Source organism: Aeromonas sp. QDB56 (assembly GCF_027705505.1).
GTDB classification, from domain to species: Bacteria; Pseudomonadota; Gammaproteobacteria; order Enterobacterales; family Aeromonadaceae; genus Aeromonas; species Aeromonas caviae.
The window spans coordinates 1-20,083 of sequence record NZ_JAPDBZ010000010.1 but is presented as its reverse complement, the minus strand read 5'-3'; the positions used below and the strand labels follow the sequence as shown (position 1 = coordinate 20,083).

20 protein-coding genes and 1 pseudogene are annotated in these 20,083 nt (G+C 59.6%); 14 read left to right on the top strand and 7 right to left on the bottom strand.

Features of this window, described 5'->3' with window-relative positions:
• Positions 1–122 precede the first annotated feature (122 nt).
• Both dapD and OKB81_RS02995 read left to right on the top strand, forming a co-directional pair.
• The gene (dapD, locus tag OKB81_RS03000) at positions 123–950 is read left to right on the top strand and encodes a 2,3,4,5-tetrahydropyridine-2,6-dicarboxylate N-succinyltransferase (protein WP_010673400.1); all 828 of its coding nucleotides are present in this window, start codon (positions 123–125) and stop codon (positions 948–950) included.
• Between the two features lie 275 nt (positions 951–1,225).
• The gene (locus OKB81_RS02995) at positions 1,226–1,609 is read left to right on the top strand and encodes a DUF3461 family protein (RefSeq protein ID WP_039039426.1); all 384 of its coding nucleotides are present in this window, start codon (positions 1,226–1,228) and stop codon (positions 1,607–1,609) included.
• A gap of 163 nt (positions 1,610–1,772) precedes the next feature.
• Here the strand turns inward: OKB81_RS02995 and ptsG are convergent, their stop codons facing one another.
• The 3 genes from ptsG to OKB81_RS02980 form a co-directional block, all read right to left on the bottom strand.
• A complete protein-coding gene (ptsG, locus tag OKB81_RS02990) occupies positions 1,773–3,206 on the bottom strand; it encodes a PTS glucose transporter subunit IIBC (RefSeq protein ID WP_010673398.1) in 1,434 nt (477 codons plus the stop codon).
• A gap of 543 nt (positions 3,207–3,749) precedes the next feature.
• Positions 3,750–4,724 (bottom strand): MalM family protein, encoded by a 975-nt coding sequence (locus tag OKB81_RS02985; RefSeq protein ID WP_160837536.1) that lies wholly within the window; start codon positions 4,722–4,724, stop codon positions 3,750–3,752.
• A gap of 90 nt (positions 4,725–4,814) precedes the next feature.
• Entirely contained in the window at positions 4,815–6,191 is a 1,377-nt protein-coding gene (locus tag OKB81_RS02980; protein ID WP_333563077.1) for a maltoporin, read from the bottom strand.
• A gap of 314 nt (positions 6,192–6,505) precedes the next feature.
• On the opposite strand from OKB81_RS02980, the gene OKB81_RS02975 reads away from it, so the two are divergent.
• Complete coding sequence (locus OKB81_RS02975; RefSeq protein WP_010673395.1) at positions 6,506–6,646, top strand: hypothetical protein; 141 nt, start codon at positions 6,506–6,508, stop codon at positions 6,644–6,646.
• A gap of 71 nt (positions 6,647–6,717) precedes the next feature.
• Here the strand turns inward: OKB81_RS02975 and OKB81_RS02970 are convergent, their stop codons facing one another.
• The 3 genes from OKB81_RS02970 to OKB81_RS02960 all read right to left on the bottom strand — a co-directional run bounded on the left by OKB81_RS02970 (position 6,718) and on the right by OKB81_RS02960 (position 8,454).
• Entirely contained in the window at positions 6,718–7,158 is a 441-nt protein-coding gene (locus OKB81_RS02970; protein WP_041214685.1) for a flavodoxin, read from the bottom strand.
• A 184-nt stretch (positions 7,159–7,342) separates the two neighbouring features.
• Positions 7,343–8,119 (bottom strand): tRNA pseudouridine(65) synthase TruC, encoded by a 777-nt coding sequence (truC, locus tag OKB81_RS02965; RefSeq protein WP_404800943.1) that lies wholly within the window; start codon positions 8,117–8,119, stop codon positions 7,343–7,345.
• Complete coding sequence (locus OKB81_RS02960) at positions 8,119–8,454, bottom strand: YqcC family protein (RefSeq protein ID WP_010673392.1); 336 nt, start codon at positions 8,452–8,454, stop codon at positions 8,119–8,121. The genes truC and OKB81_RS02960 overlap by 1 nt, the downstream gene beginning before the upstream one ends.
• Before the next feature lie 197 nt (positions 8,455–8,651).
• Between OKB81_RS02960 and OKB81_RS02955 the strand changes: the two genes are divergently transcribed.
• The 5 genes from OKB81_RS02955 (at position 8,652) to OKB81_RS02935 (ending at position 11,600) form a co-directional block, all read left to right on the top strand.
• On the top strand, positions 8,652–9,680 hold the full coding sequence (locus OKB81_RS02955) for a DUF3549 family protein (RefSeq protein WP_049636270.1): 1,029 nt from the start codon (positions 8,652–8,654) through the stop codon (positions 9,678–9,680).
• A 68-nt stretch (positions 9,681–9,748) separates the two neighbouring features.
• Positions 9,749–10,045 carry a DUF3301 domain-containing protein gene (locus OKB81_RS02950; RefSeq protein ID WP_039039421.1) on the top strand — a complete coding sequence of 99 codons (297 nt, stop codon included), beginning with the start codon at positions 9,749–9,751 and terminating at the stop codon, positions 10,043–10,045.
• Positions 10,046–10,104: 59 nt separating this feature from the next.
• The gene (locus OKB81_RS02945) at positions 10,105–10,341 is read left to right on the top strand and encodes a DUF2789 domain-containing protein (RefSeq protein ID WP_039039420.1); all 237 of its coding nucleotides are present in this window, start codon (positions 10,105–10,107) and stop codon (positions 10,339–10,341) included.
• A 158-nt stretch (positions 10,342–10,499) separates the two neighbouring features.
• On the top strand, positions 10,500–10,805 hold the full coding sequence (locus OKB81_RS02940; RefSeq protein WP_052816317.1) for a DNA-binding protein: 306 nt from the start codon (positions 10,500–10,502) through the stop codon (positions 10,803–10,805).
• 9 nt (positions 10,806–10,814) lie between these two features.
• The gene (locus OKB81_RS02935; RefSeq protein ID WP_109113046.1) at positions 10,815–11,600 is read left to right on the top strand and encodes a Zn-ribbon-containing protein; all 786 of its coding nucleotides are present in this window, start codon (positions 10,815–10,817) and stop codon (positions 11,598–11,600) included.
• 73 nt (positions 11,601–11,673) lie between these two features.
• Here OKB81_RS02935 and syd read toward each other — a convergent pair whose 3' ends face one another.
• Positions 11,674–12,222: a SecY-interacting protein gene (gene syd / locus OKB81_RS02930; protein WP_109113045.1), complete on the bottom strand. Its 549-nt coding sequence runs from the start codon at positions 12,220–12,222 to the stop codon at positions 11,674–11,676.
• A 105-nt stretch (positions 12,223–12,327) separates the two neighbouring features.
• On the opposite strand from syd, the gene queF reads away from it, so the two are divergent.
• From queF to OKB81_RS02900, 6 genes and pseudogenes are all read left to right on the top strand, one after another.
• The gene (queF, locus tag OKB81_RS02925) at positions 12,328–13,176 is read left to right on the top strand and encodes an NADPH-dependent 7-cyano-7-deazaguanine reductase QueF (RefSeq protein ID WP_109113044.1); all 849 of its coding nucleotides are present in this window, start codon (positions 12,328–12,330) and stop codon (positions 13,174–13,176) included.
• Between the two features lie 116 nt (positions 13,177–13,292).
• Positions 13,293–15,563, top strand: coding sequence for a hypothetical protein (locus OKB81_RS02920; RefSeq protein ID WP_052816321.1), 2,271 nt, complete (start codon positions 13,293–13,295; stop codon positions 15,561–15,563).
• A gap of 85 nt (positions 15,564–15,648) precedes the next feature.
• Positions 15,649–17,250: a GGDEF domain-containing protein gene (locus OKB81_RS02915; RefSeq protein ID WP_043152479.1), complete on the top strand. Its 1,602-nt coding sequence runs from the start codon at positions 15,649–15,651 to the stop codon at positions 17,248–17,250.
• 158 nt (positions 17,251–17,408) lie between these two features.
• Complete coding sequence (ppnN, locus tag OKB81_RS02910; protein ID WP_010673382.1) at positions 17,409–18,764, top strand: nucleotide 5'-monophosphate nucleosidase PpnN; 1,356 nt, start codon at positions 17,409–17,411, stop codon at positions 18,762–18,764.
• 127 nt (positions 18,765–18,891) lie between these two features.
• Positions 18,892–19,689, top strand: coding sequence for a flap endonuclease Xni (xni, locus tag OKB81_RS02905; RefSeq protein WP_103858151.1), 798 nt, complete (start codon positions 18,892–18,894; stop codon positions 19,687–19,689).
• Positions 19,690–19,831: 142 nt separating this feature from the next.
• Positions 19,832–20,005, top strand: a pseudogene (locus OKB81_RS02900) (isocitrate/isopropylmalate family dehydrogenase); the annotation flags it as partial.
• Between the last annotated feature and the right edge of the window lie 78 nt (positions 20,006–20,083).

Sequence of the window (20,083 nt, the reverse complement as noted above, 5' to 3'; positions counted from 1 at the left end):
ACAAATGGTTGGACCACTCAAGTACAATAAATCGCCCTGATTCTGAAGAAATCGGCGAGAGCCCTTAAAAACGATTGGAAAAGTGTGATACAACAAACAGAATTTTATAAAGGAAACCTGTCATGACCCAGTTGCAACAGACCATCGAAGCGGCCTTCGAGCGCCGTGACTCCATCACTCCCGGCTCCGTCGATGCCGCCACCAAGGCCGCCATTCTAGAAGCCATCGACCTGCTGGACTCCGGCAAAGCCCGGGTTGCCGAGAAGATTGCCGGCGAGTGGGTCGTCCACCAGTGGCTGAAGAAGGCCGTGCTGCTCTCCTTCCGCATCAACGACAACGGCATCATCAAGGGCGACGATGCCCAGTACTACGACAAGGTTCCCCTGAAGTTCTCCAACTACACCGAAGAGCAGTTCAAGGCTGCCGGTGTACGCGTCGTGCCGCCCGCGACCGCGCGCAAAGGCTCCTTCATCGCCCCGAACACCGTGCTGATGCCCTCCTACGTCAACATCGGCGCCTTCGTCGATGAAGGCACCATGGTCGACACCTGGGCCACCGTGGGCTCCTGCGCCCAGATCGGCAAGAACGTGCACCTCTCCGGCGGCGTCGGCATCGGCGGCGTACTGGAGCCCCTGCAGGCCAACCCGACCATCATCGAAGACAACTGCTTCATCGGTGCCCGTTCCGAAGTGGTGGAAGGGGTAATCGTCGAGGAGGGCTCCGTCATCTCCATGGGGGTCTTCATCGGCCAGTCCACCCGCATCTATGACCGCGAAACCGGCGAAATCCACTACGGCCGCGTCCCGGCCGGCTCCGTGGTCGTTTCCGGCTCCCTGCCCTCCAAGTGCGGCAAGTACAGCCTCTACGCCGCCGTCATCGTCAAGAAGGTGGATGCCAAGACCCGCGCCAAGGTCGGCATCAACGCCCTGCTGCGCTCCATCGACGAGTAATCCACGCCGATGTCATCAAGGGCACCTCTGGTGCCCTTTTTCATGCCCGCTCCCATGGGTGGACGCCAACTCCCCTGCCCCACCAGCACTGCACACCCCCATGAGACGATACCGCTTATGGCAGTGCTGACTAGGTGTTTACCCCTCCCCCTTGGCTCGTTGATTACAGAAGACCACTTTGAAACCAATTTGAATTTGGCGCGCCTGTCACAGGCAAGGCGTCCGGACTCGGGTAAGATAGAGGGGTCAGGATCGTTTCAAACCAAGGAAGCCCGATGTACGAGAATCTCAAGAGCCTGGGGATCCAGGAACCCACCTCGGTGGACAGCTACACCCTGCGCCAGGAAGCCAACCACGACATCCTCAAGATCTATTTCAAGAAGCAGAAGGGTGAATTCTTCGCCAAGAGCGTCAAATTCAAATACCCTCGCCAGCGCAAGACCATGCTGGTCGACTCGGGGACCCATGAGTACAAAGATGTCACCGAGATCAACGCCAACCTCAAATACGTGGTGGATGAGCTGGACAATCTGACCCAGGGCGGCCAGCCTTCCGCCGATCCGGACATCAAGCAGAAAATACTGCGCGACTTGCGTCATCTGGAAAAGGTGGTGCAGAACAAGATCAGCGAGATAGAACGGGATCTCGAAAAGCTTTAAGCCGGTCTGATGCAGCAAAGGCGCCCAGGGGCGCCTTTTTCATTGGGTCACACCATGCTGGCGCCGTCAGGAAAGCCCCCGCACATGTCCCGCCACCAAACGCAACCCAGCAAAAAGGGAGGCTTGCGCCTCCCTTTTCGGAACTCGGATATCGGAGCGACAATCAGTTGCTCTTCATCCAGATGTCCATTTCAGTTTTCAGGTTGTCGGACTTGGTGCCGAAGATGGCTTGTACACCGGAACCCGCCACCACCACACCGGCGGCGCCCAGCTTCTTCAGACCAGCCTGGTCAACCTTGGCCACATCCTTCACACCGACACGCAGACGGGTGATGCAGGCGTCCAGAGAGGCGATGTTCTCTTTGCCACCGAAGGCGGAGACCAGAGCAGCAGACATCTCGTCCTTGCTTTGACCGGCAGAGGACTCTTGGGCGGCTTCGTCTTCACGACCCGGAGTTTTCAGGTTCATGGCACGGATGACCACGGTGAAGACCACGTAGTAGATGACCGCGTAGACCAGACCCAGACCCACCAGCAGCAGCATGTTGTCGGCACGCGGAGATTGCACCACGAAGTCGATGAAGCCGTTGGAGAAGGTGTGACCGTGAACGACACCCAGCATGTTGGTCAGGACATAGGCCAGACCTGCCAGCAGAGCGTGGATGGCGTACAGTACCGGGGCCACGAACAGGAAGGAGAATTCGATAGGCTCGGTGATACCGGTCAGGAAGGAGGTCAGGGCAGCAGAAGCCATGATACCTACGATCTTGGCGCGGTTTTCCGGCTTGGCGGAGTGCGCAATGGCAAACGCGGCAGCAGGCAGACCGAACATCTTGAACAGGTAGCCACCCGCCAGCTGACCGAAGCCGTTGCCGGCAGCACGGGAAGCGTCATCAGCAGTCAGGAAGCAGGTCATGATGCCGTGTACGGTTTCACCGGCGGCGTTGACGCAGGTACCAGCCTGATAGAAGAACGGCACGTTCCAGATGTGGTGCAGACCGAACGGGATCAGGGAGCGCTCAACCACGCCGTAGATGCCGAAGGCCAGGACCGGGTTCTGGTTGGCAGCCCAGTCGGAGAAGGCACCGATGGCACCACCAATCGGCGGCCAGATGAAGGAGAGCACGACACCCAGACCGATGGAAACAAAACCGGTGATGATGGGCACGGCGCGCTTGCCAGCGAAGAAGCCGAGGTACTCTGGCAGCTGGATCTTGTAGAAGCGGTTGAACGCCCAGGCAGCCACGCCACCGGCGAGGATACCACCCAGCACACCGGTATCGATCTTCTCGACACCCATCACAGGCGCCATCACAGTCAGGGTGGCGGTCATGATGCCGTAGCCGACGATGGCGGACAGGCCGGAAACACCGTCGTTATTGGTGAAGCCAAGGGCAACGCCCACGGCGAACAGCAGAGCCATCTGGCCGAATACGGAACCACCGGCCTGCTCCATCAGTTGGGAGACGATTTCCGGCAACCAGCTGAAGTGGGCAGCCCCCACCCCCAGCAGAATACCTGCAACGGGCAAGACCGATACGGGCAGCATCAGCGCCTTACCGACCTTTTGCAGATTAGAGAAAGCATTTTTTAACATGTGTGCGCTCCTGAATGGATTTTTTTTCCGACAACGACTCAGGGCAGTTTATTGATGACGATGTTCTTCATCCGTCACTGCGCCAAGTGAGTTTCCCGGGTTGCTTATTTTGACCAGCAGAATATAACCCAGCGGGGGTGGAAATGCCTCTGTCGGAAACAAGGGAATAATAAATTTGGAGGAGAGATCACAAGATAATAAATAAGGGAAAGTGCGAACAAGTATCCCACGAACAAAAAATGAAAATTTTAGTCATTTAATATCAATGGGTTACCAGTAAATGCTCTCGTGCCATATGACTTATTCGCACCTTCCTAAGCAGAGAGGGGACTATCTTGAATATTATTTCGTATTGTTATAGCTTCGCCGCAAAAAGAAATAAACCACCTCAAAATAAATCACAAAGAAACCAAATAATACTGAACAATACCCACCGTAACAAAATGTAACTTATTGCGGATTTATATTATCCAGTCTACCGATTAAAAAGGCCTCCAACAAGGGAGGCCTCCAATAAATATCGATTTTAATAAACCGAGATATTTAGTTCTTCTGTGAACGTTTCACTGCATCAATAAAGACCGATTTCGCCTTGGTTGAACCGGCGCGCTCGGCTTCATTCACGAGTTGCATCGCCTTGTCGATGTCACCGGCCTTCACCGCTTTCTCGATCTGGGCGTTGTAGAAGCTCTCGGTCTCGCTCAGCATGGCGGGAGCCGGCTTGCTCGGCGCTGCGGCAACGGCTGCCGTGGTGGCCGCAGTCGCAGCCACGGCAGTGGTTGCAGGCTTGGCCTGGCTCATCGCCACCTTGTCGGCGTATTCAGGCTTGAACACGGCTTCCAGGCCTTGTCCCTTGGCCATGTCCGTGACCTTTATCTGTACCAGACCCCAGGGCGAATGCGGGATCACGGGGTCCTTGATATCCGGCTCGACCGTGCCGTTGGCACGGGCAAAGGCCTTCGCGGGGTGCAAGATGGTGGTGCTGCCCGCCGTCCCGTTGGCCGGCGCATAGACCACCATATAGGTTTCAGTGGCGGGATTGCCCGGCATGCTGCGGTCCACAAACACGCGCCCCTCAATCCTGTCGTTGTCGAGCAGGTGGGCTGGTTGATAGGCAAAGACCGACTCACCCAGCACGCGAGTCACCTTGAACTGGGCATCCAGCATGATCACCTTGGGAACCAGGACCGTCTTGCTGACCTGGGAGGCCAGGGTGATGGCCAGATTGCCGGTATTGGCCGGCAGACGATAGGCGGCAAAATAGCTCATGCCCTCGTCAAACTGATAACTGGGCTGCTTGCCGTCGATGGCCAGCAGCGTCTCGCCTTCCGGCAGGGAGACATAATTGAATTCGTTGAACCCTGTGCAACAACTGGTTGCCTGGGAGAGCGCCTGCTTGGCCTGATCGGCATTACTCAGAATGGAGGCGTGCTCCTGCACGGGCACCACCATGCTACCGGAACAACCGGCCAGCAGCGCGGTAACCATGGCCGCGATAGACATCTTTACCAGTTTCATTCTTCTTATCTCCATAACCCAGTTGCCACATCATGCGAAACAAAACTGCCCCCATGAGGGGGCAGTGACTAACTTAACTGAAGATATTGCTTACCACCAGGCTTCTGCTTGTACGCCAACCTGATAGGTGTCTTTGGAGGTGTTGCCTTCAAAGGCGTTGTTGTCTTCGGTGTTTTCCAGGTAGGTGGCGAACACGCGGATTTCCGGACGGGCCCAGAAGCTGGAACCGGCGGACCAGGCCTGAGCCAGGGTCAGCTTGTAAGCACCGTCTTTGTCGGTGTTACCGGAAGTGGACTTGTTCTTGTCCTGGAAGTAGCCGCCTTCGAAGATGGTCTTGTTGAAGTCATCCCACTTGTACATCGGGCGAATAACGGCAGACATGGTTTCATACTTGTCGTTGCCATCCCGCATGTCGTTGCCTACACCGTAGACCAGCTGGTGGCCCATCTCCCAGGAGTTACCCATCGGGATGACGCCCCAGTTGATGATACGGAAGCCGTCGGCACCGTCTTTCGCTTCAGCACCGTACCAGGAGCCGTCGCCGTAGAAGGCCATGGTCTTGGAGTAGCCTTCGGTACCGTACTGCAGCACGGTCTTGTTGAAGCCACCGAAGATGCCCTGGGTCAGCTCGGCAGTCAGCATGACGCCGTCTTTCATGTTGTTGTTTTTCAGCTCTTTCTGGGCGTCGGTCTCATTGACCAGCGCGTACATGGCGCCGACTTCCAGAGAGCCGTCTTGCCACAGCGGGATGCCGGCATAGCGCAGGTCCAGGGTGTTGACGTTCAGATCTTCGTTCTTGGTGTACTTGTTAACAGTTTCTTCAACATACTGACCTGTTGGATTGCCATTGGCATCCAGAACAGGCTTTTTAATAGTCTCTTTTCCTGTTACTGAATAAGTTCCAAATACATCGCCCGAGCTGCGATCGTTGCGAACCCAGGCGAAGGAGATCTTGCCAGGGCCAGCCTGGATACCTTCGATACCTGCGCCAGGACCGGAGATGTTCCAGTAGTAGAAGTCAGAGATGTGGATGTCGTGACGTTGATAGAAACGCTTACCGGCCCAGAGGGTGGCTTCCGGAGCGAAGCCCAGCAGACCCTTGGCTTGTACGTTGAACTGACGCAGTGCGAATTCAGAGTCGCCGTTGCACTGTTTGGCATCGAAGTTACAGACGGTGCCGGTCCCTTCCCAGTCATTGGAACCATTGGAAGTCATGGCAAACATGGAGTCTACATAGAAGGTCTTGCCATCTTTGTTGAAGACTTCCTGACCCAGTTGCACTTCACCGTAGGTGTCGTTTTCGTTACCCAGACGACCGACCTTGTTGACGTTGTATTTGACCATGTCCCCGTCACCGGAAACACCGACACCTGAACGGAAGTAGCCGTGGAAATCAACGGCGAAGGCGGCTTGGGAAGCCAGGGCTGCGGTTACTGCTGCAGCGATCGGGAGCCACTTTGCTTTCATTTTCATTTTCCTTATTCCCGCTGAGAGGAGTGTGATCCTGATATTCAAGTTCTTATCACCGGAAAAACGTTTTGGTGATAACCGAGGTCGATTATAGGTACCCAAATTCCCTGCAAACATGAGCTGATTCACAAAACGATGACAAATCGCACGCCGCCAACAACCACAGCAACAAAAGCTCATTAAATTTAAGTTTGTTGGACAAAGTCTCCGGTATCGAGCAAAAACAAGAAAACAAACACCAAAGAAAGCGCTTTCAAATATTAATTCGCGACGAAATTTAAGTGACAAATCCGTGTCGCAGTAGCAAAAACATGACTGAAATCGCTTTCAATGCGGAACTTTTAATTTTTCAATTTGTCGTGGGTGATGATGAATATGGCCAACCGGTTATCATCATTGGCGAGAAAAATAACCGGACGAAAGAGAGGATATATTTGGGGGCTGAGGCGTGACGCCCCAAAAATAAAACACCCCCGTCAGAACACTCACGGAGGTGAATTTATTCTCGGGGAGAAGGGTCTGGCTACAGTCTATTTTCCCAGGTTTTCAACCAGGCCAGCGCTGCCACTTCAGGCTCATCTTCTACCGTCGCATCGATTTCCAGGTGCACAACCAGTGGCTCGGCAGCCAGCTCCTGCAACAGGGCATCCAGCGTTCGCCCCGCTCCGCAGAAGTGTTCATAGCTGCTGTCTCCCATGGCGATGAGGGCATAGCGCCATCCCTTCATATAAGGAGCACGATCGGCCAGAGCACTGGCAAAGGGCTGCAAATTGGGCGGTATATCCCCCTGCCCCGTGGTGGCGGTCACGATGAGCAGAAAGCGTGAGGCATCGATGTCGGTCAGCGCCGCGTCATCGAAGATCTGGCAGACATGGCCATTGGCTTGCAGGTGATCAGAGAGGGTCTCGGCCACCAGCATGGCAGAGCCGTAGACGGTGCCGACCAGGATGTCGATCTCGGCCATCAGCGACTCCTCAGGGACAGACAATGGGCCCGGCAAGACCGGGATGGGTAGGAAGAGCCCCCCTGAACAGGCGGGGGGCACGCGATTGCGCAGGCGATATCTCGTTGAGCCATAAGTCATTCCTCTGACGTACCTGGGCTACAGCATGCCACAGCCCGGTCAGAGGCAACAGATGGAAAGAGGCTCAGGCGCCGTAGTCTTGCTCGCTGGCAGGCCAGCCCAGACGGGCGAACAGACCCAGCACCTCGGGGCCCAGGGGCGCCTGGATCCGCATCGGCACCTTGAGCACCGGATGCTCGAAGCTCAGACGGTGCGCGATCAACAGCAGGCGGTCGCACCCGTAGTGCTCGCGAAAGAAGCGGTTGTGCCGGCCATCCCCGTGGGTGGTATCACCAACGATGGGGTGGAACAGGTGATCCAGATGGCGGCGCAGCTGGTGCTTGCGCCCCGTCTTGGGAAAGAGGCGGACCAGGCTGTAGCGACTGGTGGGATGCTTCTTGGAGACGGCGAAGGGCAACTCGACCTGATGCAGACGACGAAACGCGGTCACCGCTTCCTGGGCGGGGCGATCCGGGTCGCTGAAGGCATCGGCAATCTTGTCCAGCTGCTCCTTGAGCGGATAGTCGATGAGCCCCTCTTCGGGGGCCCATCCCCGCACCAGTGCCAGGTACTCCTTGTGGACCTGACGGGCAGCAAAGGCCTCGGTCAGGATACGGGCCACGGCAGGATCAAGAGCAAACAGCAGCACACCCGAAGTGGGCCTGTCCAGTCGGTGCACGGGGTAGACATGACGACCCCCGATCAGATCCCGGGTCATCTGCATGGCGAAACGGGTCTCGGCCTTGTCGAGCCAACTGCGGTGCACCAGGAGACCGGACGGTTTGTTCACCGCCACCAGCCAGTCATCCTGATAAAGCAGTGTCGGCTGCAAGGCATCCGCTGTCCGGGTCTGCTCGTCCATCATTGTTCGACCACTTTGCCGGAGAGCAGCAGATCGAAACGGGCGATCAGACGAAGCAGGGCCTCGACCTCCGCCAGCTCCTCTTTATAGACCTCACTCGCCATGGGATAGAGGGAGACGCTGGTCGGCAGCGGAGCCTGCAGCAGCACCAGCTGCTCCATGCGCGGGATCAGCACGAACTGCAGCCACTGATCGAAACTCAGGGTATCGACACAAAACGGCAGCTCGCTTGCCAGCGCCTCGCTCCCCGGATGGTCGGCTTGCCAGCGTTCCAGACGTTGCAACTCGGCAGTCAGCTCTCCCAGCAGACCGGCAACCAGCAGATATTGATTCATCTCGCTCACTTCCTCATCGCGGGCCCGGTCTGCGACGGGGCCCCACTCAATACGGCCATCAAAAAGGGGCGCTACTATACACCGACCCCGCAATGGCTGCCATGTTACCGTCACCTTCATCCCCTGCATCACCGCCTCTGGCTATCTGGTGCAGCCCCCTTATAATCGCCCGCATTATCTTCAAGCGGGATCTCTTCATGTCTTCCATCAACACCCTGACCGAGTTTCTGACCCAGGCCGATACCCAGTTCCAGCTGTTCGATCTGGGCCGCCAGGTGCGCCCGCTCCCCAGCGACCTCTTCGTGCGCATCGAGCAGCAGCAGGAGCCCTACCCCTGGCCGTTGCAGCAGCACGCCTGGCTCGGCGTGCACTTCTTCCAGCCGACCGAATCCAGGCACTACCTCTGGTTCCTCAAGTTCGCCCTTGATGAACGCGGCCTGCTCATCTCCAGCGGCCCCAAGCATTTCATGGATCAGGTGGTAGAGACTCTGGGCTACAAGCTCACCGGTGAACTGGACGAAGAGAAGGCCCAGCGTCTGGCGGACAACCCCTACACCTTCCGTCCGGCCGAGGCCAAGATGGCCAGTGTGCACGCCAAGCTGGCCCGCCAGCTGGAACAAGCCCCTTCCGCTTACTACGAGGCCCTCTGCCACTATCTGGCGGCGCCGGGGGAAGAGGGGTGGCAGGCCCTGGGACTGCAAGGGTTTGCAGATCTCGCGGAGCAGCTGCAGGTTGAACGCAACCTGGCACTGGTCTGCAAGGCCTTGCCCGTACTGCCGCAGGCCCCCCTCTACGCCCTGTGCCAGAGCCTGGAGAACGCCCCCCTGCCTCCTGCCCTGCAAGGCGCATTGCTGGAGCGCATCGGCAAGGAGCAGGAGTGCGCCGAGCCTGACCCCGAAACCCTGGCCTATCTGTGCCGGGCACTGGCCTCCTGCCCGGGCAACGGACTGCGCACCAACAAGCTGCTGACCCTGCTGCAAACCCGGCCAAGCCCCTCCCTGCTCCTCGCCATCGCTGGCCGCCTCTGGCCCGATCTGAAACACCCCGAACTGCTCGGCCTGTTTCTGGAGCAGCTCGCCCTGCAACCCACCCAGTTCTTCAACCAGGTATTTGCCGAGCTCGTCACGCTACCGGCATTGCGCAATGATATGCTGGCAAAACTGCGTGACCCCGAACGCAGCGAGGCCCTGGGTCTGGCCATCGGTCGCCTGTTCGCTGCCACCTAGGCCCGACACAACGGCCCTGTTGCCTGAGGTGAACAGGGCCCCACACACATCACAGAAGGAACCCGCTGATGGGAGAAATGCTTGGGATCTTGCTGCTCGGCCTCGTTGGCTGGGCCTTCTGGCAACAGCGCCGCCAGGCGGAGTTGGCTTGGCAATACATGCGCCGCTACTGCCAGCACCACGACCTGCAACTGCTGTCGCTGGCGCGGACACACCGTGCCCTGGGGCACAAGCCCCTGCGCCTGCTCACCTACTACCAGTTCGAGTTCTCCAGCGACGGAGAGAGCCATTATCAGGGGCAGCTCTGCATGCAGGGGCTGCATGTCGCCGGTGTCGAACTGCCACCCCATCGTCTCCCCTCCTAGATTTGAGAGCACGGGGGCTGGCTATACTCTTCCACAGCCCCCTTCCAAGGAGTACCGACATGGAATTGCTCACCCATGACATGGCCGCCCTGTTTGCCCAGCTGGGGCTGGCCAGTGACGACATCAGCCAGCAGCGTTTTATCCGCGACCATCCCATCGATCGCCATACCCAGTTGCCCGACGCGCCGTTCTGGACGCCTTCCCAGGCAGGCTTTCTGCGCGATGCCCTCAGCCACGACGCCGACTGGGCGGAAGCCATCGACCAGCTGGATGTGATGCTGCGCCAGGGGACCTGATCCCCGCACTCCCGGCGGCCAGCGTTGGGTAGACGCGGAGCCGCCAATCCCCTCCCTCTCGCCACCCACGCCCTTCGCTCCGCTTTCCTGATGGACAGGCTTTGATTAAGCTCTGTGCCACTATCCACCCGCAGCAAGACGGCCGTGCAGGAGCCAAGATGTCAGCCCAAGAGATCATCCAGATAGCCAACGAACTCAGTGCCAGGGGGATCACCCCCTCTACCGCCATGGTCAAGGCCCGCCTCAGCCATCCCGTGCCCATGGCCGAGCTGCTCAAGGTGTTGAGCCAGTGGAAGCAGCAACCCCAGCCCGCGTCGACAGCGCCCGCCCCCGCCAGTGCCCCCGAGGCGTCCCCCCTGGCCACGGAAAGCGTCACTCTTCAGCAGCTGAGCGAGCAGCTCGCCCGGCTGGAGCAGAAGGTCGATCGCCTCACCGATCTGCTGCTCAACCAGAAGCCGGATTGACCCATCGCCATGTATATCCTCGAACTCACCTTTGAGTGCTACCGCGATACCTCCCTCGGGGAGGCCGAACGGGCCATCGTCCACTACCTCGACATGCTGCGCTATCAGGGTCAGATCCTGGGGCGGGAGTTTCCCACCAGCATGCACGAAGGCTATTTCGTCAGCCGGGTGGTCTGCCCGGAGCAGGACAGCCTGCACCCTGACAACCAGAGCGAGCTGGTCGCCCTTGCCGAGCAAGGTCTGCACCAGGCGGGCCTGCTCGCCCCCAAACTCCACCTGCAAGGGGCGGATCTGCTCTCGGACAGCACGGACCCGTGCGCAGAGCAGGGGGAGCGTTCCAGCTGGATGCTGCTCTACACCAGCTTCCTGCACAGTTGCTCTCCCCTGCGCTGCGGCGACCACTTCGCTCCCATACCGCTCTATCGGCTGCCCGCCGTCGCCAACGGTGACCACAAGCAGATCATCAAGTGGCAGGAAGATTGGGAAGCCTGCGATCAGTTGCAGATGAACGGCTCCATCGCCGAACACGCCGCCCTGCACGAAATCGGCGAGGTGGGCAGCCGCCTTCATCGCCGGGGCAGCGATCTCGCCAGACGGCTGGAGCTCCTGAGCGGCATCCCCACCTATTACTATCTCTACCGGGTAGGTGGCCTGAGCGCTACCGAAGAGCGGGCTCGCCCCTGCCCTGGCTGTGGTGGCCCATGGGCGCTGGCCGCCCCCCTGCACGAGATCTTCGACTTCAGGTGCGAGCCTTGCAGGCTGGTCTCCAACCTCTCCTGGGACTTCAAGGAGTAGGTGCCCACCGCGCACAATGGCGCATTAAAAAGAGAGGGCCTTGCCAGGTGGCAAGGCCCTCTCTTTTGGGGCATCACTGGGGCAAGGTTTCCAGTCGCGCCAGAAAGGCCGGCAACGAGGAGGCCAGCGTCAGGCGCCGCCCGGAGTCCAGCCACTCCAGCCACACCTGGCCGCTCTCGTTATCGAGGGAGACCAGCGTCATCTCGTTGCGGGTCGTGGCAATGAAGAGTGAAGGGGATCGCTTCAACTTGCGCAGCATCAGCAGGTGGCCGATGAGGTTCTCCTTGAGCAGATCCAGATCGGCATCGTTCCACGGCAGGATGAGTTCGATGCGCAACCCCTTGAAAGAGCAGGACAGAGGGCGGCTGAACCAGTGGCCAAACAGGGCGATGGCGCTGGGATGCAGGGTCAGCTCCAGGGCGTTCGCCATGGCCGTGAAGTCGGCTGCCTGCTCCCGCTGGAACGGACGCCAGGCGACCCGCCCCTCCCTGGGTTCATCCAGCTCGCAAGGAGAGCGCCAGTCGGCCTCCCAGTCACACAGGGGCAGCCCCCGCCTTCCTTCGCCATCGCGCTGCCAGCGTAAAAAGAACTGCTCCAGGGCAGACAGGACTTGATCCGACATCGATATTCCCCACAATAGCGGCCTCTGATGGCCGCAAGTACCTGATCGAAAAATCGGGCCATTGCACCATCAAACCCCTTATCAGACAAGCGTGAGCAAACCAGCATGAGCAAACAAGAGAGATACGCCGGCGCCAGTGTGCTGCAAGGCCTGAGCCTGGGGCAGCAGTCCGCCTACATCAGCCAGTACACCCCGAGTCTGCTGCAGCCCGTGCCACGCAGCCTGAACCGCGACGATCTTGGCCTGAGAGGTGAACTGCCGTTCCAGGGGTGCGACGTCTGGACCCTGTATGAACTCTCCTGGCTCAATGCCAAAGGCAAGCCCGTGGTTGCCATCGGGGAGGCCTTTGTGCCTGCTACCAGCCCGAATCTCATCGAGTCCAAGTCGTTCAAGCTTTACCTGAACTCCTTCAACCAGACCCGCTGCGACTCCCTGGAGGCGGTGCAGGCGCTGCTGGTTCAGGACCTGAGTGGCTGCGCTGGTGCCCCGGTGAGCGTCACCCTCTTCACCCTCGACCAGGCCCCCCACCAGATAGCCCAGCTGCCCGGTGAGTGCATCGACAGCCTGGATATCGAGGTGGACGGCTACGAGTTTGACGAGACCCTGCTGCAAGGGGCCGCCGGTCACGAGATCGTGGAGGAGACCCTGCACAGCCACCTGCTCAAGTCCAACTGCCTGGTGACCAGCCAGCCGGACTGGGGATCCGTGGTGATCCACTATCGCGGCCCGCGTCTCGACCGGGAGAAGCTGTTGCGCTACCTCATTTCGTTCCGCCAGCACAACGAGTTCCACGAGCAGTGCATCGAGCGCATCTTTACCGATCTCAAGCACTTCTGCGCCCCGGAAAAACTGACCGTCCATGCCCGTTACACCCGCCGCGGCGGCCTGGACATCAACCCTTTCCGCAGCGACTGGGAGCCGGTTCCGGCGAACCTGCGCCTCATTCGCCAGTAATCACCGGCGCCGCCATCCTGCGGGCTGCGGCCGGCTGCGCATCACCTCAGTAAACTCTGGACGGGCGGGGGTGGGCTTGGATAACATGCCTGCACCTCCGTGCCGTTCTTAATCCAATGAATCAACTGTTTTTTCTGGCAATGATGATGTCCTCCCTGTCGGCTCCTGATCTGGATCTGGCCAAGGAGCAGTTGTCCATCGACCTGCAGCAGGCCCAGACCCTGGTGCTGACCGATCCCGCCAGATGTGCCCAGATTGCCACCTCCTTCCTCGAACGCACGGCCAACAATCCCAAGCAGATCATCAGCAACCGTCAGGAGTACGGCTATCGCGAGCCGATGCTGAACTACGGTACCGCCACCCAGACCACGGGCGCCTATCTGCTCAAGGGGGAGTGTCTGCAGCAGCTAGGGCAGTTCGCCCAGGCACAGGAGTCCTTCGAGCAGGGCATCGCCATGGCCGAGAAAGAGCAGCAGTTCGAGCTGCAGGCCCATGGGCTCTATCTGCTGGTTAGAAGCCGCAACCTGCAACAGCATACCCATGGCGCCGCGGCCCCCCTGCTCGACAAACTCGACAAACTGCTGGCCAATCCCGACCTCAAGGAGAGCCAGTTGCAGGTCTACAGCCGCCTGCTGCGCGTCAACGCCAGCATAGAGGAGCGGCAATTCGATCTCGCCAAGCAGCAGCTGGCCGAGACCCGCAAATGGGCGGATCACGCCAAACACCCTCTGGCCAGGGCCTGGACCAGCGCAGTGGGCGGGGATCTCTATCAGGCTCTGGGTCAGCCCCAGCTTGCACTGGGGGAGTACATCGAAGCACAACAGCAAGCCAAGCCCCTGCAGGATCCCCTCTTCCTCGGCCTGCTTTCGAACCAGATGGTCAGCCTCTATCAGGAAGAGCAGGAGCCACAAAAAGCGCTGCAATACGCCAGCGAGGCGGCCAACTATTTTCATGCCCTCGGCAATTCCTCCATGCTGAGCGACGCCCTGATCGTGCTCGCCCGTCTCAACCGGGATCAGGGCGAGATGAACATGGCGCTGGTCTATTTCTTCAATGCCCTCGACCTGCTGGACGAGAGCAGCAACCGTACCCGCATCGCCCATCTCAAGTTCGAGATAGGCAAGACCTACCTGCAGACCGGCAACCTCAACCTGGCGCGAAACTACCTGAACGCCGCACGCCAGTCCCATGAGCTGGGGGATGACAAGGAGTCGCTCATCGACACCCTGCTGTTGCTGGGAGAGCTGCACCTCAAGCAGCAGGAGGCGGGCATCGCCATCCTGCAGTTGGAGAACGCCCTCACCCTGGCCAACCGGATTGGGGACATCCGGCGCCAGTTCGAGATCTTCCGCCTGCTCTCCGTCGCCTATGAGCAGAAGGGTTACCTCCAGCAGGCCCTGGAGAGCTACAAGAATTACCACCAGCGCAGCGAACTGGTTCGCCAGCAACAGCTGGCGCTGGAGCAGGAGGCGGTGCGCGACAACTACGCCCAGGTGGAGCGTGTGCAACAGGTCAAGGAGCTGGAACAGCAACTCGACGTCAGCCAGCACCAGCAGGAGCGATACCTCTGGACCAGCGTCAGCACCGGGCTGCTGCTGGCACTCTTCATCTATCTGTTCTTCACCCTCTGGCTGAAACTGCGGGTCGCGCGCCTTCATGCCAAACAGCTGGGAGAGGCCCTGCTGGTAGAGCCGCGCAGCGGCCTGGCCAACTGGCAGCGACTGATGAGCCGCTGGCCGCGGGAGATGGCAAAGCGCCAGCAAAAATCCGAGCGCTGGTACCTGAGCGAACGCCCCACCAGCGAATTTGACGACAAGCTGCACTACCTGCTGTTCCGGGTTCCCTTCCTGATCAACAGCCTGGAGCAGCACGGCTATCAGGTCAGCCGCGAGATAGAGCAGGCCTTCGGCCGTTACGTCAACGAACTGACCCCGCAGGATGGCCGCATCTACGACCTGCGCGAAGGCCACCTGCTCTATGTGGTGCCCCAGCGCCACGTGGCCCAGTTGCATCAGCTGGCCCAGACCCTGCTCGACACCCTGGCAGCCTTCCCCTGCGAGCACCAGCTGGACAGGCGCATCAGCCTCGGCATCGTCAGCCATCCCTTCCTGCCCAAGGCAGCCATGGCCCTCGATCACCACGGCCTGTTCGATCTCTGCTACCTGGCCCTCTCGGGTGCCATTCAGCTCAGCGAAAAATGCCAGCAGAGCGTCTGGCTTGAGCTGGCCGCCATCGATTGCCAGCAGGCCGCATTTTTTAACGGAGATGTGTGGCAATGCTGCTTGATGGCAATTGACAAGGGACTGGTAAAAGTAAATTCTTCTCATGAAAAGCAATGGGTTAACTGGCTTGCGCTTTCACGGATGAAGGTTGCGGACAATCCTTGACAAAAAGGTACTCAACGGGCTCTTTGATTGGCTTTCTGTTGCTGGACGAAACAAAAACGATAATGACAACAGGGCGACCTGAAGAATGAATGATATGGCTGCCGTAACAGGACAACTGGCAAGACTCAGGGAATCCCTCCAGCAGAAACAGCAGGAGCTTGACGGCATGGCGAGCTTCTCCGATGCCGAACGCACCCGCAGTATCCAGTTCATCGGCAAGTTGATGCAAGCCTGTCGCGGCCACGATCGCGAGCTCGACAACCGGCTCGCCAAGCTCAAGCAGAAACTTGAAGGCAACCCTCCGCTCACCTCCATCGATGCCGATCTGATCGCCATCGAGAAGCTGTTGCAGCAGCACAGCCACACCATGGAAGAGTCCATCAGCCTGACCCGGGCAGCCATCGATCTCGGCAGCAAACAGCTCAAAACCATCAAGGGGTTTCCGGAAGATACCCGCCGCGCCCTCAAGGAGTTTCTCGCCAGCCCGGAGAGTTACGGCATCGGCGATCACCAGAAGAAGGTGATCCGGCTGCTGGAGTTCTACCAGCAGGCGATCAAGATCCAGCTGCTGCCGCGCAAGCCGCTGATCCCCCCTTCGGCGGAGATCCCCACCGAGCTCTCCAGCCCGGCCCCTACCGACTCCTTTGACATCAAGGCACATGCCCAGATTTCAGACGAGTTGCAGCGTCTCATCACCGAGCTCGACTTTGCCGGCGCCGTGGGCGAGAGCCTCGCAGACATCCGCCGCCAGTTGCTCGGGGGCATCACCCCTGCCCTGCTGGCCGAAGTCTGCCTGCAGATCATCGAACTCATCATCGAGGGTACCCGGGAAGAGCGCAAAGCCTCCCAGGCGTTTCTCAGCACCCTGAACGAGAGTCTCTCCTCGGTCCATTACAGCTTTACCGAATCCCTGGATGAAGGGCGGGCGCTGCAAAATGCCGCCCATCTCAGCGGACAGGCGCTGGAGCGGGAACTCGCCGCCATCGATCGCGCCATGGCAGCCCATGACTCGCCACAGATACTCAGGGGCGCCATTTCTGGGCATCTGGACACCATCCGCCGGCTGCAGCAGGAGCGGGAGGAGATGGCCAACCGCGAGCGCCACCTGCTCACCCACCTCTCCAACATGGAAGCCAAGCTCAGGTTGATGAAGGACGAGACCGCCGAGTACAAGAAGCGGCTCAGCATCCAGAAACACAAGCTCTTCCTCGACAGCCTGACCCAGGTACACAACCGGGCGGCCCTGGACGAGCGGCTCGAGCTCGAATACAAACGCTGGCTACGCTATGGCACCCCCCTGTGCCTGGCCATCATCGACATCGACCACTTCAAGCACATCAATGACAATTACGGCCACATGGCCGGCGACAAGGCATTGAAGGTGGTTGCCAAGGCCCTGCAGAACGCCTTGCGCGACACCGACTTCATCGCCCGCTTTGGCGGTGAGGAGTTCGTGGTCCTGCTGCCGAACATCAATCCGGACAAGTACCAGAAGCCGCTGGAGAACCTGCGTCAGACCATCAAGAGCATCCCGTTCCGCTTTCGCGATGCCAGGGTCGAGATCACCATCTCCATCGGTGCCACCCTGTTTCGGACCGGCGACCATACCACGGATGCGTTCGAGCGCGCCGACAAGGCGCTTTACAGTTCCAAGCACTCCGGCCGGGATCAGGTCAATCTCGCCTGAATCCGCTTTGAGGGGCGGCTAAAAAAGCGGCAAACGCACAGTCCCCCTATTCCCCTGCCCACCCCCTTGCCTCTACTATCGAACCCGAGGGATGCCAAAGCATCCCGTTTTCTCCCCAGGGAAAGCACAACGATAACAAGCGAGTGAAAGGGGAAATTATGATTACACACATCAATCCCGTGGGCAGCATGGACCTGCTGTCCCAGCTCGAGGTGGATCGCCTCAAGCAGACGGCCTCCAGCGATATCTATCAACTGTTTCGCAACTGCTCGCTGGCGGTCCTCAACTCCGGCAGCCATACCGACAGTTCCAAAGAGATACTGGAACGTTTCAAATCCTTCGATATTCACGTGATCCGGCGCGAGCGCGGGGTCAAGCTCGAGCTGTTCAACGCCCCCGAGCACGCCTTCGTCGACGGCGAGATCATCCGCGGCATCCAGGAGCACCTGTTCTCCGTGCTGCGGGACATTCTCTATGTGTCGACCCAGCTCGAGTCCAATCGTCTGGTCAACCTGACCAGCTCCACCCATATCTCCAATGTGGTGTTCGCCATCCTGCGCAACGCCAAGGCGATCCTGCCCGGCGCCGATCCCAACCTGGTGGTCTGCTGGGGCGGCCACTCCATCAACGAGGTGGAATACCAGTACACCCGGGCGGTGGGTAGCGAGCTGGGTCTGCGCGAGCTCAACATCTGTACCGGCTGCGGTCCGGGTGCCATGGAGGGCCCCATGAAGGGGGCCGCCGTCGGCCACGCCAAGCAGCGGGTGCGCAACGGCCGTTACATCGGTCTCACCGAGCCTTCCATCATCGCCGCCGAACCGCCGAACCCCATCGTCAACGAGCTGGTGATCCTGCCGGACATCGAGAAGCGGCTGGAAGCCTTCGTGCGTCTGGGTCACGGCATCATCATCTTCCCGGGCGGGGTCGGCACTGCCGAGGAGCTGCTCTACCTGCTCGGTATCATGATGCACCCGGCCAACGATCGCCAACCCATCCCCATCGTGCTGACCGGCCCGAAAGAGAGCGCCGACTACTTCCGCGCCATCGACGACTTCGTCAAGGCGACCCTGGGGGAAGCCGCCACCAGTCTCTACCGGATCATCATCGGCGATGCGCCCGAGGTGGCCCGCGTGATGAAGGAGGCGATGCCGAAGATCCGCGAATACCGCAAGTCGGTGGGAGATGCCTACTCCTTCAACTGGTCCCTGCGGATCGAGCCCGAGTTCCAGCTGCCGTTCGAGCCGGATCACGCCAGCATGGCCAGCCTGGATCTGCATCGCAACCAGCCACCCCAGCTGCTGGCAGCCAACCTGCGCCGCGCCTTCTCAGGCATCGTCGCAGGCAACGTCAAGGAAGGGGGCATCAGGGCCATCGAGAAGAAGGGTCCCTTCAAGCTGCACGGCGACAAGGAGCTGATGCACCTGATGGACAGATTGCTGGAAAGCTTCGTCAAGCAGCAGCGCATGAAGCTGCCGGGCAGCCAGTACGTTCCCTGCTACGAGATAGTCAAATAGTCGGGACATCACAATGCACCGCACCGGAGGGGCCCATGGGCCCCTCTTTCATTGACTGGTCTTCTACGGGGTTAGCAGGAGACGCCACCATTGTTACAATGGCAATCCCCGACGCCCGGAGTGCCCCATGCCACACCTGCTCATCATCGATGCCCTCAACCTCATCCGCCGACTGCACGCGGTGCAGAGCCAGCAGGGACTGACCCCGGCTCAGGCCCTGCTCGCCACCCGTGCCAACCTCATCAACACCTGCAAGAAGCTCCTGGCGGCCAGCAAGCCGACCCACGCCATCGCGGTCTTTGACGGTGAGGTCCACAGCTGGCGCAAGACGCTCTATCCCCCCTACAAGGAGGGCCGCACCCCCATGCCGGATGAGCTGAGAGAAGGGCTTGCCGACCTGCAGGACGCCTTCTGGGAGTGCGGTGTGGATGCCCTGCTCTCCCAGACCGACGAGGCGGACGATCTCATCGCCACCCTGGCAAGCGGCATTGCCCAGCACGGCGCCAGCGCCACCATCATCTCCACCGACAAGGGGTTCTGCCAGCTCATCTGCCCGCAGATCCGGGTGCGGGATTACTTCAACAAACGCTGGCTGGATGCCGCCTTCGTCCAGCAGCAGTACGGCGTTACACCGACCCAGCTTGTGGACTTCTGGGCCCTGACCGGTATCAGCGGCTCCAACATCAAGGGGGTGCCCGGCATTGGCCCCAAGACCGCCACCCAGTTGCTGCAGCAATACGGGGACCTGGCTGCCATGCTGGAGGCCTGTGAGCGGGAGGAGGCCACCAGACCCCTGCTCAAGCTGCGCCAGCACCGGGAAGAGGCCCTGCTGGCCCAACGCCTGGTCCGGCTGCAGCACGATATCCCGCTCGGGTTCAACCTGCGGGAGATCCGCTACCCTCCCATCCCTGATGCCGGGGCGTGATCCCCAGCACACCATTTCCCAAGACAGGCCGTACCTGTTGACATAAATGGGTAAAATGTAAAGAAACATGGAGGATGTGGTGCAAAAATGGTATAAAGCCGACGAATCCTCCCCCTCTGTTCCCTAGAAGTGGATACGCCTCATGTCAAAAAGAAAGATTACCGTCATCCCGGGCGACGGCATCGGCCCCAGCATCATCGAGTCCGCCATCCAGATCCTGACCCACGCGGGTTGTGACTTCGACTACGAATACGCAGACGCCGGTCTGGTAGCCCTGGAAAAACATGGCGAGCTGCTGCCCCAGGCCACCCTCGACCCTGACTCTTATACACAAGTAGCGCCCTGAACGGAACCATTCCCGTTTTCCAGGATCTGATCTTCCATGTGACCTCCT